This window comes from Streptomyces sp. NPDC043870 (genome assembly GCF_056435785.1).
Genome location: NZ_JBWKDT010000001.1, coordinates 413,610 through 428,319, shown reverse-complemented (window position 1 = coordinate 428,319; position 14,710 = coordinate 413,610). Strand labels below are relative to the sequence as shown.

General features: G+C 69.3%; 16 protein-coding genes. 12 read left to right on the top strand and 4 right to left on the bottom strand.

The window, feature by feature from the left end; translation table 11 throughout:
- The first annotated feature begins 48 nt into the window (after positions 1–48).
- The 3 genes from AC0699_RS01985 to AC0699_RS01975 all read left to right on the top strand — a co-directional run bounded on the left by AC0699_RS01985 (position 49) and on the right by AC0699_RS01975 (position 2,636).
- A complete protein-coding gene (locus AC0699_RS01985) occupies positions 49–912 on the top strand; it encodes an esterase/lipase family protein (protein WP_478654452.1) in 864 nt (287 codons plus the stop codon).
- 117 nt (positions 913–1,029) lie between these two features.
- Positions 1,030–1,650, top strand: a complete 621-nt coding sequence (locus AC0699_RS01980) for a hypothetical protein (protein ID WP_478654450.1) — start codon at positions 1,030–1,032, stop codon at positions 1,648–1,650.
- 119 nt (positions 1,651–1,769) lie between these two features.
- The gene (locus tag AC0699_RS01975; RefSeq protein WP_478654447.1) at positions 1,770–2,636 is read left to right on the top strand and encodes a hypothetical protein; all 867 of its coding nucleotides are present in this window, start codon (positions 1,770–1,772) and stop codon (positions 2,634–2,636) included.
- Positions 2,637–2,677: 41 nt separating this feature from the next.
- On the opposite strand, the gene AC0699_RS01970 is transcribed toward AC0699_RS01975, so the two are convergent.
- Complete coding sequence (locus tag AC0699_RS01970) at positions 2,678–3,682, bottom strand: lytic polysaccharide monooxygenase auxiliary activity family 9 protein (protein WP_478654444.1); 1,005 nt, start codon at positions 3,680–3,682, stop codon at positions 2,678–2,680.
- A gap of 711 nt (positions 3,683–4,393) precedes the next feature.
- On the opposite strand from AC0699_RS01970, the gene AC0699_RS01965 reads away from it, so the two are divergent.
- The 4 genes from AC0699_RS01965 (at position 4,394) to AC0699_RS01950 (ending at position 7,511) form a co-directional block, all read left to right on the top strand.
- Positions 4,394–4,537, top strand: coding sequence for a hypothetical protein (locus AC0699_RS01965; protein ID WP_478654441.1), 144 nt, complete (start codon positions 4,394–4,396; stop codon positions 4,535–4,537).
- Positions 4,538–4,681: 144 nt separating this feature from the next.
- Entirely contained in the window at positions 4,682–5,137 is a 456-nt protein-coding gene (locus AC0699_RS01960; protein WP_478654438.1) for a hypothetical protein, read from the top strand.
- Positions 5,138–5,144: 7 nt separating this feature from the next.
- Complete coding sequence (locus AC0699_RS01955; protein ID WP_478654436.1) at positions 5,145–6,968, top strand: alpha/beta hydrolase; 1,824 nt, start codon at positions 5,145–5,147, stop codon at positions 6,966–6,968.
- Between the two features lie 81 nt (positions 6,969–7,049).
- Entirely contained in the window at positions 7,050–7,511 is a 462-nt protein-coding gene (locus AC0699_RS01950; protein WP_478654433.1) for a hypothetical protein, read from the top strand.
- 284 nt (positions 7,512–7,795) lie between these two features.
- On the opposite strand, the gene AC0699_RS01945 is transcribed toward AC0699_RS01950, so the two are convergent.
- Entirely contained in the window at positions 7,796–8,473 is a 678-nt protein-coding gene (locus AC0699_RS01945) for a response regulator (protein WP_478654630.1), read from the bottom strand.
- Between the two features lie 231 nt (positions 8,474–8,704).
- On the opposite strand from AC0699_RS01945, the gene AC0699_RS01940 reads away from it, so the two are divergent.
- Genes AC0699_RS01940 through AC0699_RS01920 form a run of 5 tightly spaced genes read left to right on the top strand, consistent with a single transcriptional unit; the run spans position 8,705 to position 13,318 of the window.
- Entirely contained in the window at positions 8,705–9,688 is a 984-nt protein-coding gene (locus AC0699_RS01940; RefSeq protein ID WP_478654430.1) for a Bug family tripartite tricarboxylate transporter substrate binding protein, read from the top strand.
- Positions 9,685–10,233 carry a tripartite tricarboxylate transporter TctB family protein gene (locus tag AC0699_RS01935; RefSeq protein ID WP_478654428.1) on the top strand — a complete coding sequence of 183 codons (549 nt, stop codon included), beginning with the start codon at positions 9,685–9,687 and terminating at the stop codon, positions 10,231–10,233. Before AC0699_RS01940 ends, AC0699_RS01935 begins: the two co-directional genes overlap by 4 nt.
- Before the next feature lie 3 nt (positions 10,234–10,236).
- Positions 10,237–11,733 carry a tripartite tricarboxylate transporter permease gene (locus AC0699_RS01930; RefSeq protein ID WP_478654426.1) on the top strand — a complete coding sequence of 499 codons (1,497 nt, stop codon included), beginning with the start codon at positions 10,237–10,239 and terminating at the stop codon, positions 11,731–11,733.
- Positions 11,730–12,176 (top strand): GNAT family N-acetyltransferase, encoded by a 447-nt coding sequence (locus AC0699_RS01925; RefSeq protein WP_478654423.1) that lies wholly within the window; start codon positions 11,730–11,732, stop codon positions 12,174–12,176. The genes AC0699_RS01930 and AC0699_RS01925 overlap by 4 nt, the downstream gene beginning before the upstream one ends.
- 38 nt (positions 12,177–12,214) lie before the next feature.
- Complete coding sequence (locus tag AC0699_RS01920) at positions 12,215–13,318, top strand: methyltransferase domain-containing protein (protein ID WP_478654421.1); 1,104 nt, start codon at positions 12,215–12,217, stop codon at positions 13,316–13,318.
- Here the strand turns inward: AC0699_RS01920 and AC0699_RS01915 are convergent.
- A complete protein-coding gene (locus tag AC0699_RS01915) occupies positions 13,293–13,784 on the bottom strand; it encodes a ribonuclease FAU-1 family protein (protein WP_478654419.1) in 492 nt (163 codons plus the stop codon). The genes AC0699_RS01920 and AC0699_RS01915 overlap by 26 nt on opposite strands.
- Positions 13,765–14,685 (bottom strand): N-acetyltransferase family protein, encoded by a 921-nt coding sequence (locus AC0699_RS01910; RefSeq protein WP_478654416.1) that lies wholly within the window; start codon positions 14,683–14,685, stop codon positions 13,765–13,767. The genes AC0699_RS01915 and AC0699_RS01910 overlap by 20 nt, the downstream gene beginning before the upstream one ends.
- Positions 14,686–14,710: the final 25 nt, after the last annotated feature.

Genomic DNA, 14,710 nt, shown 5'->3' with positions numbered 1-14,710 from the left:
TCCCCACATCAGCCTCGCAATTCCCTTGAGCCGCAAGGAGAACGCACGATGCTGTCCTTGAAGCGTGCCCTCAGACCGCTGACCGCCGTCCTGCTGGCGGTGGCGATCGGACTCGCTCCGGCCGCCACCGCCACCGCCACCGCCGCCGAGCCCAGCAGCGGATGGAACAACTACTCGTGCAAGCCGTCCGCTGCCCACCCCCGCCCCGTCGTCCTCGTCCACGGCACCCTCGGGAACTCCGTGGACAACTGGCTCGCCCTCGCGCCGTACCTCGTCAAGCGCGGCTACTGCGTCTTCTCGCTCGACTACGGCCAGCTGCCCGGCGTACCGCTCTTCTACGGCCTCGGCCCCATCGAGAAGTCGGCCGAGCAGCTCGACGCGTACGTCGACAAGGTCCTCGCCGCGACCGGAGCCGCCGAGGCCGATCTGGTCGGCCACTCCCAGGGCGGCCTGATGCCGCGCCACTACCTCAAGTTCCTGGGCGGTGCGGACAAGGTGAACGCCCTCATCGGCCTGGCGCCCGACAACCACGGCACCACGCTCAACGGGCTCACCGGCCTGCTCAAGTACTTCCCGGGCGCGGCGGACCTGCTCAGTTCGAAGACCCCGGGTCTCGCCGACCAGATGACGGGCTCCGCGTTCCTGACCAAGCTCAACGCAGGCGGGGACACGGTCCCGGGCGTCCGCTACACCGTCATCGCCACGAAGTACGACGAGGTCGTCACCCCGTACCGCTCCGGGTTCCTCGACGGACCGGACGTCCGCAACGTAACGCTCCAGGATCTGTGCGCCCTTGACCTCTCGGAGCACGTGGCGATCGGCCTGCTCGACCGGATCGCGTTCCACGAGGTGGCCAACGCGCTGGACCCGGCGCACGCGAAGCCGACGACCTGCGCGTCCGTCTTCGAGTAAATCCCTTCCACATCACTCCGGCACCAACTCCCGTTGCCGGTAAGCCAAGTTGGCTTGCCGGCAACGGGTGCGCCGCGCCCGTTGGCTCTACCATGCATGTAACGGGGGAGGCGATTGATGGTGCTTTCGAGGAAGTCCTTTCACGCCCTGGCGGCAGTGGCAGCCATGCTCCTGATGTCCGGTTGCGCACAGGAGCAGAACCACCGGCGTGAGTCCCTGCCGAGTGCGCAACCCTCGCGCACCGCGGCGCCGTCCACGGCACCGACCGGTGCTGCACCGCCGCACCGCGGCGAGGGGACGACGGACGACCGTACGTCCGGCGCGGGCAGCGGCACGGGCTCCGACGGCACGGGTTCCGACGGCACAGGCGATGCCGCCGGGGGCCGTGACGCCTACGGCGGTGACCCGGTACCGCCCCCCGCTCCGCCGCCCACCGACGCGGGCCGGCCGCCCGCCCCCGGCACGGGGATCGACCCCGGCGGAGGCAGTGAGGGGGGTGACCAAGGCGGAACCACCGACGGCGGTACCGGCGGCACTCCGACGTGTCCGCCTCCCGAGGAGTCGCCCGACCCCTCCGATTCGGCCGAACCGCCTTCGCCCTCCCCGTCGGACGACGATCCGAGCAGCTCACCCGGTCCGGACGAGCCGTCCTCGCCGCCCGGCGACTCCCCGACGCCGACGCCGTGCCTGTCCGAGAGTGCGGACACAATGGTCCCGGACGCCGCGGGCGGCCGGTGACCGGCCGCCGTCCGCGCCCCGTCCTTCTTCCCGGCCGGGGCGATGGGCCCCCTCGCCTGGTCCGCGGCCCCGGGATCCGCGGCAGGGCCACGCGCCGGACGGATCCGGCAGGCCGTGCCGTGCCGGGACCGCCCGCCCGGCCGCCCGAGGCGGCCGAGCCCGCGCAGGGGGCCGCTCCCGGGATGCTCGGGACCCTGGCGGCGGAGGCATCGCTCCTGGCCGCGGTCATGTTCTACCTCGGCGCGGTCTATCTCACCGCGTACTACGACTACTTCCGGGTCGACGCGTTCAACCTGGGCATCGGATTCTCCGAACTGGCCATCCAGGCACTGAACCTGGTGAGCGAACCCGTGGTCGTCGTCGTCACCCTGACCACACTGATCCTTCTTCGTCCGCCTTCCCCGACGCGGCTGCGACTGCCTCCGGGGCCCGCCGCGCTCCTGCGCTACGCGGCCCTCGCGGTGACGCACTCCTACGTGGTCCTGCTGCCCGCGGGAATCCTTGTGTTCGTCCTCGGGCGGCTCCAGCGATTCGCCTGGGCGGCCGCGCTCGCGCTGGCCGTGAGCGTCATCCTGGTGCACCGACGCGCGGCGCACCGGGAACAGGAGGACAGCCAGGGCACCAGTCCGGTGCGCAGGGCGGTGGCGATGGCCGTGAGCGGTGCGCTCGTCCTGTGGGCGGTCAGCCTCGCGGCCAACCAGATCGGAGTGGCCGACGCCCGCCAGACCGGCCGGAACGTCATCCACCGCACCGCCGTCGTCGTCCTCAGCGCGGATCGCCTCAGCCTGGCCGGCCCCGGCATCCGCGTCGAAGACCTCGGCAAGGACGCCCACTTGCGATACCGCTACACCGGGCTGCGGCGACTGATCGAGCGCGGGGGGAGGTACTACCTGCTGCCGGTGGGCTGGAACCGGAAGACAGGCACGACGTACATCATCAACGAGGGAGACGGCATTCGCGTGGAGCTCATGCCCGGCACACAGTGAAGCGAGCCGGGCATGAGCTCATGACCGCCGTGCCGCCCGCGTCAGCGGCTGTGACGACCGCCGGCCGGGGTGGCCTTGCGGCGGGCCGTGGCGAACATGACCGCGGCACCGAGCGCGAGGACGGCGGCGCCGCCGACGGCGAGGTACGGGGTGTTGCTGTCGCCGCCGGTCTCGGCAAGGTTCTCAACGGCACTGTTGGGAGCCGGGGCGTTGGCGGTGTCCGCGGCCTCCGTGGTCTCCGCCTGCGGGGCGGCCGTGGTCTCCGGAGCCGTCGACGGCTGCTCGGAGTGGTCGTCCCCGCCGTGACCGCCGTGGTCGACCGTGGACTTGTCCGTGCCGTCCTCGATCTGCTCCTCGGAGGGCGCGGACGCGGTCGGCGCCGGCGCGCCACCGGGCGCGGAACCACCGTTGTCCTGGCCGAAGACCACGTCCGAGCAGGTGTAGAACGCCTCGGGGGAGTCGGACCGCTGCCAGATCGAGTAGATCAGGTGCCGCCCGGACCTGCCCGGCACGATGCCGTCGAAGACGTACTCCCCGTTCACCAGCTTCGGGTCGGTGACCTTCGCGAACGGCTGCGCCTCCAGGTCCGACCACTTCAGCGGCTTCGACGGGTCGTACCCCTCCTTCGTGATGTACAGCTCGAAGGAGCCCTTGTGCGGGGCAGTGCCCTTGTAACGGAACGTGTGGTTCCCGGCAGCGAGCTTCGACGACGGCCAGTCCGCACGCGGCAGATCCAGTCCCTTGTACTTGTCCCGGCCCGCACTGCACAGTTTGCCGTCCGGAATCAGCTGCTTGTGGTTGCCCGCCGCATTGGCGATGTTGACCTCGTTCCAGTCGTAGAACGCCTGAGGCCCACTGGCCGCGACCGCCGCCTTGCACGCCGCCGACTGCGGGCTCTCCGGCCCCTCGGCGTAACAGGCGGACACCCGGCTGACCGGATCCGTCATCGACCCGTGCGCGGCGGCCGGGGATGCGGCCAGCCCGGTCAACGCGAGCGGCGCGACCCCGAGCACGGCGACGGCGGCGGCCCTACGGCGAGCGGTCATGATGACGATCTCCTTCAACAGCGGCGTATGGGGGGAGGGGGGATCCGGGGCGCGGGGTCCGCTGCGGCGGCACAGCCCCCCGAAACCATCAGCGGCACCGACGCTCGAACCCCGCCCCGGCGATCAGCAAGCTAGTCCCTCGAAACCGCGAAATCGCCTGCTGGGACGGGGTGATGGCGATCCTTATGCTCGCTTTAAGGGTGGGGTAAGAGGGGGCTCAGGAACGGTGCGGAGAGCGCACGCGTGACCACGGGGTTCGGGGCGCGATCGTCCGTGGTCCTCCATGGGGAGCCACCTCCTGTCGCCGCCTTTGGCTCCCCATGTAGCTCCCCACTGTGCCCACGCGGCGGCACAGACGTGGAAGAACCGATGATGTGCCGCGGTGTCTGCCTCGGGACTGCAATCCGATACCGCGCTCAGCAATTGGGGGAGTGATCTCATTGAGTTTCGGCCAATCCACCTGCCCCACGGCCCGTTGCGCGCAATGTCGTCTTTGTGATCTGGCGGCTCCGCGCACAGCAGCTGCTGGGCCGCCGTACTGGACTCGCCGCTTTACGAGGGGCCTCGCGCCCAGACCACCCTTCAACGCCGGCACCAGGTCCACGGCCTGCTGGACCAGGGCGTGGGTCTGCTCGAACGCGCCCGCCGGCCGACAACCTCAAGACCGAACATCACAACCTCCTGGCACGGCTCACCGTCGCCTGCCCCGAGATGACTCAACTGGCCGTCAAAATCAGGGACTTCGTCGGAGCCGACCACTTCACTCGCCGCGATCCCGAACGCGCCATGCGCCGCATGATCAAGGAAGCCAACAGCCTTGGACTGACCATCCGCTTCGAACCGATCACAGCCTGACCCACCCGATCAGGGAATCATTTTCGTGTCAGTCCCGGGGCAGGTGCTCATTCGCATACGTACAGGTACTCATGGGCTGTGTGTTGCTGGTGCGATGTAGTGTTCTTGGCTGGTGTGATCCGCAGGGGTGAACGGGGGCTACGCATGGCGTGGGACGAGTGGGAACAGATAAAAGCCGATGTGACCGATCGGCAGTCCGTTGCGATGCGGCTCAACCAGGTTCCGGTTGAGCCCAGCTCCGGGCCCAGCGCCGTGACAGGCGGCCTGAAGTCCAGCAAGAAGGCGTGGGCCACGGCCGGCGAAGGGGTGGGCTCCCTTCGCCAGAGCATCGGCGCCGGGCTGACCAAACTGGAGGACGGCCAGGCAGGGCTCGGCGCAACCACGGGTTGTCTGAGCGCGGCCGCGCAGAAGGACGTGTACGACTCCTGGAAGAAGTACGCCGAAAGCGTCAGCGAGCGGTGCGGCTCACTCCAGAGCATCCTGCAGCAGGTGGGCCGCGACCTGTTGACGTCCGATGAGGCGGTCAAGGGCGAGATGGGCAAGCTGAACCTCAAGTACGCGGACACGGACGCCGTCGGCGGCCAGGCGAAGGGCCGGTGACGGCGGGATGGACTATGCCACCCTCAAGGCCTTCAAGCCCTCCGAGTACGAGGACGCCGCCGACGGGTACCTCTCCATGGGCAACGTGGCCCAGGCAGCCAAGGAGCGCGTCGAGAACACCGTGGCCGCAGGCATGCGCAAGACGTTGGAGGGTGAGGCAGCGGAGGCGGCACAGAAGCAGCTTCAAGCCCTGGCGAAGAACTTCCATTACATCCAGGCCGAATGCGGCGTGATCAGCACGGCCCTCAACGGGTTCGCCTACGACATGGCGGCCGCCAAGCGGAAGCTGGACGCGGCGATCGGGGACGCCCAGGCGGACGGCTGCACGGTGAACGGGGACGGCTCGGTCACGTTTCCGGCGGGTCAGAAGCCCGGCGACGAGAAGGTCGCTGATGGCGGCACGGTGACGGGGAGTGCCGGAGGCAGCCCGACTTCCGATGCCCTGGAGCGCCAGGCGGCGAACATCCACCCGAACCCGAACTACGGCAAGGCGATGGGGTACGCGAACCGGATCGCCGACGCGCTCAAGGAAGGCACGGACGCGGACACGAAGTGGGCGCCGAAAATACAAGCCCTCAAGGCCGATGACGACCTGACAGTGTCCGCCCGGGACTGGACGGACGTCACGTCGGACACGGGGGGCGTGCGCGACGCGGCCGATGCCTACCTCGACACGATCAAGCCACCGCCCAAGAACAACTTGCCCCAGGACAACGCCAACTGGTGGAACGGTCTCTCCCAGGAGCAGCGCGACGCCTACGTCTCCATGCACCCCGCGAGCATCGGAGCGCTCGACGGCCTTCCCTCCGCCGTACGCGACGACGCGAACCGGATGGTGCTCGCCGAGGCCCGAGGTGCCGCGCAGGTCGAATACGAGACCTGGCTCAAGAAGCATCCGGAGCCCACGCGGTACACGGACTACATCAACCCCATGACCGGCACCATCATGAAGGGGGTCAAGGTCGACAGCGTGGCGTGGAAGGAATGGGAAGAAGCACGGAAGAGCGCCCACAAGTCCATCGACGGCATGGACGCGATCCAGAACCGCTTCGACCAGACCGGCAAGGAAGGACTACCCGAGGCGTATCTGCTGGGCTTCAGCACCGAGGGCGACGGCCGCGCGATCCTCGCCAACGGAAACCCGGACACCGCGGATCACCAGTCGGTCTACGTGCCGGGTACGACAGCGGAGCTCGGAAAGATCGAGGGCGACATCAACCGCTCGGTCAGTGTGTGGAGATCGGCCGACGACAATGCCGGTGGTAAGTCCGTCTCCACCATCACCTGGCTCGGATACGACGCGCCTGATTCCGTACCCAAGGACGCCCCGTTCGAGCACTACGCGTACGACGGCGCACCGGCGCTCAACCGGTTCTTGGACGGTCTGGAAACGTCGCACACCGGCGATACGGCACCGCACCGTACCGTGATCGGCCATTCGTACGGGACGACCCTGGTCGGCGCGGCGGCCCAGACAGGGGACCTCAACGCCGATGACGTCATCTTCGCGGGCAGCCCCGGCGTCAAGGTGTCGGGTGCCGATGAGATGGATGTCCCCAAGGGCCATGTGTGGAACGAGGAAGCCAAGGGGGACGTGGTCCCGGATCTCGGCCGCTATGGACACGGCGGGGACAGCTTCAGAATTCCCAGCGATGAGAAATTCGGCGCCAACCAGATGACCACGGACACCGAAGGCCACAGCGGCTACTGGGATGAGGGGTCGACAAGTCTGCTGAATCAGGCCCTGGTGGTAGTGGGGAAGGGCGATAACGTGCGCCTGGAGCCGCCGCCCAACCCATTGACGAGTGAAGAAGTAATGCGTTCGAAGTAGGAGAGCTCAGACGTGACGACCAGAACGCGTGCCTCCGTGCTCGCGGTACCCCTTGTACTCACTGTCCTGACCGGATGTGGAATGACTGACGACAAGAGCGATGGCGTCCCGTTCGCGGGCACGAGCACTTCGGGAGACGCCGCCGACACGATGAAAAATGTCTCCAGCGGTATCTACGACCTGATCGGCGTGAAGGGAAAGGCGTCAGACAGCCTTCCGGGAGTGATGGACTGCTCAGGCAAGGACACAAAGACATACTTCCGCATCTTCCATCCGTGGAGCTTCACCCCTGCCTCGGCGAGCGACCTCGGCGAGGCGATGGAGCGGCTCAAGAGAGAACTGCCCAAGCACGGGTGGGAGATCGTCGAATACGGACCGGATACCAGCAAGAACAGAAACATCAACCTGACCGCCGACAACGACGAGAAGAAGGCCAGCGTCAGGGTCATCAAAATGGCCAAGGATGACCCGCCGAGGCTGAGCCTGAACCTGGTGTCCGGTTGCTACAAGGTCCCGGACGGCGAAAAGGTCGAACGCTTCTGAGGATCGGACGGGCTAGTCATGGGTGCGTGGCTCTGGCACTCATTGGGGTGAGGAGCGTGTCCGACCATCGGCCCGGGCGGTTAGGGCAGCGACTCGACCAATTGTCGAGTCAGGCATGGTGTCGCCACCATCGCTGTCACGAATACCGTCGTTTTGGTGCGAAACGCGATCATGGGCGCCGAGACCGGTACGGGCGGTTGCGCAACCCCTGACCAACACCTGGCAGTCCCATGTCCGCACTGTCCAGGGCGGCGCTCACGCCTCCCCGGACCGCCGCCGCAACCTCACCCGAGCCGCCGGTACCGCCGCTCCGGACGCCCCGTTCCCCCGTACTTGAGCGTCACCTCCGCGCGCCCCGTCTCCGCGAAGTACTCGAGGTAACGGCGGGCGCTCACCCGGGACAGGGAGCCCGCCTCGGCGCATTCCGAGGCCGAGACGCCCTCGGGGTGGGCGCGGAGGACGCGGTCGACCAGGTCGGCGGTGTGGGCGGCGAGGCCCTTGGGGAGTTCGCGGGAGCCGGGTGGGCGGGTGCCGAAGATCTGGTCGACGTCCTCCTGGCGGGCCTCGTCCAGTGCGTCGAGCCGGGTCCGCAGGGATGCCACATGCCTCATCTGTTCCTGGAGCGCCGCCTGGCTGAAGGGCTTGATCAGATAGTGGAGGGCGCCGGCGCGCAGTGCGGAGCGGACCGTTCCGGCGTCGCGGGCGGCCGTGATGAACAGAACGTCGGCGGGCTGCCGGTCCTTGTCGCGCCCCTCCGCCGCGCGCAGCTCGCGCAGCACACGGATGCCGTCCATGTCGGGCAGATAGATGTCCAGCAGCACGAGATCAGGGTGCAGCCGGTCGGCCGCGCGCAGCGCTTGGGCGCCGCTGTGCGCCACCCCGACGACCGTAAAACCGGGCATGACGGACACGTAGCGGCTGTGCAGCTTCGCGACCATGAAGTCGTCGTCCACCACCAGCACGTTCACCGGGAGTCACCTCGCGAAGCCGGTCCGGTCAGCCCTGGGTTTCTGCTCTTCGACCGGGGGTCCGGGGGTGGTCCCCCGGGAAAGCGCAGCGTCACGCCGACACGCTAAGCGGCGACCGCAAGGACCACAACGTCCGTTGATTCCGGAAGAGAGACAGCTTCTTAACGCCCGGGCAACATGTGGGCCACTTCACAAGGTCCCTGATCTGCTCGAAAGGCGGCACGCGTGCGATTGCGCACTCCACTCGCCCTGCTCGGGGCGGCGCTGCTGGTGCTCGTGGGCCCGCCGCTGCTCACCACCGGCAGTGGCGCCGATACCGGCACCCAGATTCCCGGCCTGCGCTTCATGGTCCCCAATTCGCCCGGCGGCGGCTACGACATCACCGCCCGTACGGCGGCCAAGAACGCCGAGGACGCCGGGCTCACCCACAACATCGAGGTGTTCAACCTGCCCGGGGCCGGCGGCACCGTCGGCCTGACGCGGCTCGTCGGCGAGCACGGCAACGGCAAGCTCGCCATGTCCATGGGCCTCGGGGTGGTCGGCGCCGTCCACACCAACAAGTCGCCGAAGAGTCTCGCCGACACCACCCCGATCGCCCGGCTCACCGAGGAGCAGGACATCGTGGTGGTCGCCAAGGACTCCCCGTACAAGACCGTCCAGGACCTCATCGACGCCTGGAAGAAGAACCCGGGCAAACTGCCCGTCGGTGGCGGCTCCTCGCCCGGCGGGCCCGACCATCTCGCCCCGATGCTGATGGCGCAGGCCGCGGGCATCGCACCCAGGTCCGTCAACTACATCCCCTTCGACGGCGGCGGCGAACTGCTCGCCTCGATCCTCGGCAACAAGGTCGCCTTCGGCGTCTCGGGCGTCGGCGAGTACCTCGACCAGATCAAGTCGGGAGAGCTGCGGCTGCTGGCTGTGACCGGCCCGAAGCGGGTGCCCGGACTGGACGCCCCCACCCTCCGTGAGGCCGGACTCGACACCGACTTCACCAACTGGCGCGGCATCGTCGCCCCGCCCGGGCTCTCCGACGCCGAACGCGACAAGCTCATCGGCCTCGTCCGGAAGCTGCACGACTCCGAGCAGTGGCGGGATTCGATGAAGAAGAACGGCTGGGACGACGCCTTCCTGCCCGGAGACGAGTTCGGCGATTTCCTCGACGAGCAGAACACGCGCGTCGACACGGTGCTGAAGGAGCTGGGGCTGTGAGCAGCACGGAAACCACGACGGAAACCACGACCGGCGCCACGTCGGCGTCACGCCGCTCCTGGGTGCGGGAACACTCGGAACTCGGCGTCAGCCTGCTGCTGTTCCTCATCGGGGTGCTCGTGCTGACGGACGCGCTCACGATGGACGTCGACATCGCACAACGCGGTCCGATCGGGCCCAGGACCGTCCCCGTCGTCGTCGGCACCGGCCTGCTCCTCGTCGCGGCACTCCTCGCCGTCGACGTACTGCGCGGCGGTCGCGGAGAGTCCGAGAGCGGCGAGGACATCGACCTGTCCGAGCCCGGCGACTGGCGTACGGTGCTGCTGCTCGCCGGGGTCTTCCTCGCGGGCGCCGTCCTCATCGGCCCGCTCGGCTTCCCCGTCTCCGGGGCGCTGCTCTTCTGGGGCTCGGCCTACGCGCTCGGCAGCCGCCACCTCCACCGCGACCCGCTGATCGCGGCCGTTCTCTCCCTCATCACCTTCTTCGTCTTCAACAACCTGCTCGGGGTTCCGCTGCCGGGTGGCCCGCTGATGGGGGTGCTCTAGCCGATGGATTCGCTCAACTCCCTCCTCGACGGTTTCGGGACGGCGCTGACGCCGGTCAATCTCCTCTGGGCCGCGCTCGGCGTGCTGCTCGGCACGGCGATCGGCGTTCTGCCCGGCATCGGACCCGCGATGGCGGTGGCGCTGCTGCTGCCGGTCACGTACGGACTCGAACCGACCGGCGCCTTCATCATGTTCGCCGGCATCTACTACGGCGCGATGTTCGGCGGCTCCACGACATCCATCCTGCTCAACACACCCGGTGAGAGCGCGGCCGTCGTCGCGGCCATGGAAGGCAACCCGATGGCCAAGTCGGGCCGCGGCGCACAGGCGCTCGCGGCGGCCGCCGTCGGTCACTTCGCCGGTGGCATGATCGGCACGACCCTGCTGGTGGCCCTCGCCCCGACCGTCGCCGAACTCGCCGTCGACATCGGCGCACCCGACTACTTCGCCATCATGGTGCTGGCGTTCATCGCCGTCACGTCCGTGCTCGGCTCGTCGAGAATCCGAGGGCTCGCCTCGCTGCTCATCGGTCTCACCCTCGGCCTGGTCGGCCTGGACCAGATGACCGGGCAGCAGCGGCTCACCTTCGGCTCGCTCCAGCTCGCCGACGGCATCGACGTCGTCATCGTCGCCGTCGGACTCTTCGCGATCGGCGAAGCGCTGTGGGTCGCCGCGCATCTGCGACGCACCGCCGGAGAGGCGATTCCCGTCGGGCGGCCGTGGCTCGGCAGGTCCGACGTCCGCAGAACCTGGAAGTCATGGCTGCGCGGACCTGTGATCGGCTTCCCGTTCGGCGCCATCCCGGCCGGCGGCGCGGAGATCCCCACGTTCCTCTCCTACGTCACCGAGAAGCGACTCTCCAAGCACAAGGAGGAGTTCGGCAAGGGCGCGATCGAAGGTGTGGCGGGACCGGAGTCGGCGGCGTCCGCCTCCGCCGCGGGCACGCTCGTCTCGATGCTCACCCTGGGCCTGCCGACGACCGCCGTCGCGGCCGTGATGCTCGCCGCCTTCCAGCAGTACGGCATCCAGCCCGGACCGCTGCTCTTCGAACGCGAACCGGACCTGGTCTGGGGTCTGATCGCCTCGCTCTTCGTCGGCATGGTCCTGCTGCTCGCGCTCAACCTGCCGCTCGCACCGCTGTGGGCGAAGCTGCTGCGGATCCCGCGGCCGTACCTCTACGCGGGGATCCTGTTCTTCGCGGCGGTCGGCGCGTACGCGGTGGGCGGCGAGACGCTGGACCTGGTGATCCTGCTGATCATCGGCCTGATCGGCTTCGGCATGCGACGGTACGGGCTCCCCGTGCTCCCCGCGGTCATCGGGGTCATCCTCGGCCCCGCCGCCGAGCAGCAGCTGCGCCGCGCGCTCCAGATCAGCGACGGCAGCGTGACCGGCCTGGTCAACACCCCGTTCTCGGTGGCGGTGTACGCCGTGATCGTGGTGCTGCTGGCGTGGCCCTTGCTCAAGAAGCTGATCACTCGCCGTCGTAATGTGACGGCATGACCGACGACATCCTCCCCGCCGCCGATGCCGACATACCGCGCGTGAAGGCCGTGACCGACGCGGCCTACCACCACTACATCGAACGGATCGGACTCGTACCGGCCCCGATGGAAGCGGACCATACGGCGAACGTGGCGGCGGGGAGGGTGTACGTCACGGGCGATCCCATCGTCGGCGTCCTGGTCCTGATCCCCGCGGCCGACCACCTCTACCTGGACTCGATCGCCGTTCACCCCGACGCCCAGGGCACGGGCCTGGGCCGGCGCCTGCTGGCCTTCGTGGAATCGCACGCACGGGAGCTCGGCCTGCCCGAGGTCCGGCTGCTCACCAACGCGAAGATGTGGGAGAACCAGAAGATGTACGCGCGGTACGGCTACCAGGTCGTCGAGCGGCGCATCGAAGGCCCCTACGACCGCATCCACTACCGCAAGCCCCTTCTCTGAGCGGCCCGTTGTCAGTGGTGGCTGCGAGGATCGGACGCATGACGACGATCGACTGGGACGCTGCCGCGGACACCTTCGACGACGAGCCCGATCACGGGCTGCTGGATCCTGCCGTGCGCGCGGCGTGGGCCGCGCGGATGGCGGACTGGCTGCCCGGCGAGCCGTCGGACGTGCTCGATCTGGGGTGCGGTACGGGCAGCCTCGCCCTCCTCGCCGCCGAGCACGGCCATCGGGTGACCGCCGTGGATCTCGCGCCGCGCATGGCCGCGGCCGCGCGCCGCAAGCTCGCGGGTACGAGCGCCGAGGTGCTCGTCGGCCCGGCGGACCGGCCCCCGGTGGGGGAGAGGCGGTTCGACGTCGTCCTGGTCCGCCATGTCCTGTGGGCGCTGCCCGACCCCGAGGCGGCGCTCGGCCGGTGGGCCGCGCTGCTGCGGCCGGGAGGGCGGCTGGTGCTGGTCGAGGGGGTCTGGGGCGAGACCGGGCTGCCGGCGCAGCGGCTGACCACGGCCCTCGCGCCGCTCACCGACCACGTCCGGCTCGAACGGCTCTCGCAGGACCCGGCCTTGTGGGGCCGTGCGGTGGACGACGAGCGGTACGCACTGGTGGCGTACATGGCACCGTCCCGACGGCACAGCGAGGTCGTGGACGTCCATCTCGTCCTGCGCAGGGGCGGCGAGGTCCTGCTGGCCCGCCGGGCGGGCACCGGATACGGGGACGGGTTGTGGAACGGTCCGTCCGGGCACGTCGAGGACGGTGAGGACGTGCGCGAGGCGATGGCGCGCGAGGCGTTCGAGGAGATCGGGATCGAGCTGGCGCCGGACGATCTGCGCGTCGCGCTGGTGATGCAGCACCGCGGGCCGGGAGATCCGCCCCGGACGGGCTGGTTCTTCGAAGCGGAGTACGGCACGGGCGGCGAGCCGTACAACCGGGAGCCCCACAAGTGCTCCGAGCTCGCATGGCATCCGCTCGCCGCGCTCCCGGACGACATGGTGGCCTACTGCAGGGCCGGGTTCGAGGCGTACCGCACGGGGGAGCGGTTCGTCGTCCACTGGCACGAGGACGACGACCCGATCGCGTACGATCCCGGCCTGCCGCAGCGGGCGGTGCCGCTCCCGGTTACGGCTGCCGGTCGAGCAGCGTGACGAACCGGCCCTCCCGGGCGAGGAGTTCGAGCGTGTCCAAGGCGCGCTCGGCCTCCTCGGCGGCCCGCGGATCGGTGACCGCGAGGCCGCTCTCGGCGAACTCGTCCTCGTCCAGTCGGAGGATCTGCGTACCGTCGGCCGACACCCACAGATCCAGGTCCAGATCCTCGACGACCAGCTCTTCACCGGAGACGACGGCCGGCCGAGTGATGTCGCAGTACCAGCCCTTCAGCGTGCCGTCGGGCCCGCGCACCTCCTTCACGGCGTACCACCGGTCCCGCCAGTAGTGCTCCGTGAAGAGGTCACCGGGCTCGAAGCGGACGAACCCGAAGTCCCGCACGCCCGCACCGGCCCAGGGCGCGCGGACGGTGACGCGGGTGCCGTCGTCGGCGACGACCTCCGCCGGGTAGCGGATCTTCGTACGGCCGGCCTTGACCAGGACGACGTCAACCCAGCGTGCGGACATGCCGTACCTCCGTCGCGCAGATCTCGTAGCCGAACCACTTGTTGATCGCCAGCATCGGGCCGTTGCCGGCGTCGTTGCCGGTGAAGGCCTGCGTGAACCCGGCGGCGCGGGCGCGGTGCAGCGAGTCGTTCTTGGCGAGCTTGGCCAGCCCCCGCCCGCGGAAGGCGCGGGCCGTGCCCGTCATCACCGTGCCGTAGCGGGTCGAGCCGTCCGTACGGGCCAGGCTGAACGCCACCGGGCGGCCGTCCACCACCGCGACGGACGTCAGCTCACGGCTGGCCAGCGGATGGTCCCAGGTCTCGGTCAGCCAGTGCCCGTAGTCCGTGAACTCGACACCGACATCGCTCGGTTCGTCCGCCGTCGTCTCCGCGTCCAGTTCGAAGAGCGGCCGCGGGTCGGCCGCGAAATCGGCGCCGGAGAGGATCCGCACACCGGCGGGTGGCGTCCGCAGCGGCGGGAGGTCCCCGCCCGCCAGATCGAGGCGGAGGAAGTGCGCCGAACGGCTCGCCCGGTAGCCGCAGCGCTCGGCGAAGGCACGGTTCGCCGGCTCGTCCAGCACCCAGGAGTAGACGCTCGTCGCGCCCGCCTCCGTGAGGTGCTCCTCCGCGGCACGCACGATCATCGACCCCGCGCCCCGCCCGCGCCGCTCCGGATGGACGTAGACATTCGCGTAGCCGACGCCCGGCTCCGGACTGTCGTACGCGAGCCCCACCTGCGCCGTGCCGATGATCTCGCCGCTCTCCTCGGCGACCAACGGCCGGTATCGCGCGCGGGGGTGCGCGTGCGTCACGTCGAAGCTCACGGATGCGGCACTGGCCAGCATGAACGGGAGGGCTGCGCGCCGGACCGCGGCGAATCCCTCGGCGTCCTCGGGGCGGAAATCCCGGACGATCACAGTCATGGATCCGCACGCTACGCGCGAGCCC

Coding starts and splice junctions, on each gene's coding strand:
- AC0699_RS01930 (WP_478654426.1), top strand. CDS start 10,237: ATGGATTCGCTCAACTCCCTCCTCGACGGTTTCGGGACGGCGCTGACG.
- AC0699_RS01960 (WP_478654438.1), top strand. CDS start 4,682: ATGGCGTGGGACGAGTGGGAACAGATAAAAGCCGATGTGACCGATCGG.
- AC0699_RS01915 (WP_478654419.1), bottom strand. CDS start 13,784: ATGTCCGCACGCTGGGTTGACGTCGTCCTGGTCAAGGCCGGCCGTACG.
- AC0699_RS01965 (WP_478654441.1), top strand. CDS start 4,394: ATGACTCAACTGGCCGTCAAAATCAGGGACTTCGTCGGAGCCGACCAC.
- AC0699_RS01980 (WP_478654450.1), top strand. CDS start 1,030: ATGGTGCTTTCGAGGAAGTCCTTTCACGCCCTGGCGGCAGTGGCAGCC.
- AC0699_RS01985 (WP_478654452.1), top strand. CDS start 49: ATGCTGTCCTTGAAGCGTGCCCTCAGACCGCTGACCGCCGTCCTGCTG.
- AC0699_RS01955 (WP_478654436.1), top strand. CDS start 5,145: ATGGACTATGCCACCCTCAAGGCCTTCAAGCCCTCCGAGTACGAGGAC.
- AC0699_RS01920 (WP_478654421.1), top strand. CDS start 12,215: ATGACGACGATCGACTGGGACGCTGCCGCGGACACCTTCGACGACGAG.
- AC0699_RS01950 (WP_478654433.1), top strand. CDS start 7,050: ATGACTGACGACAAGAGCGATGGCGTCCCGTTCGCGGGCACGAGCACT.
- AC0699_RS01925 (WP_478654423.1), top strand. CDS start 11,730: ATGACCGACGACATCCTCCCCGCCGCCGATGCCGACATACCGCGCGTG.
- AC0699_RS01910 (WP_478654416.1), bottom strand. CDS start 14,685: ATGACTGTGATCGTCCGGGATTTCCGCCCCGAGGACGCCGAGGGATTC.
- AC0699_RS01970 (WP_478654444.1), bottom strand. CDS start 3,682: ATGACCGCTCGCCGTAGGGCCGCCGCCGTCGCCGTGCTCGGGGTCGCG.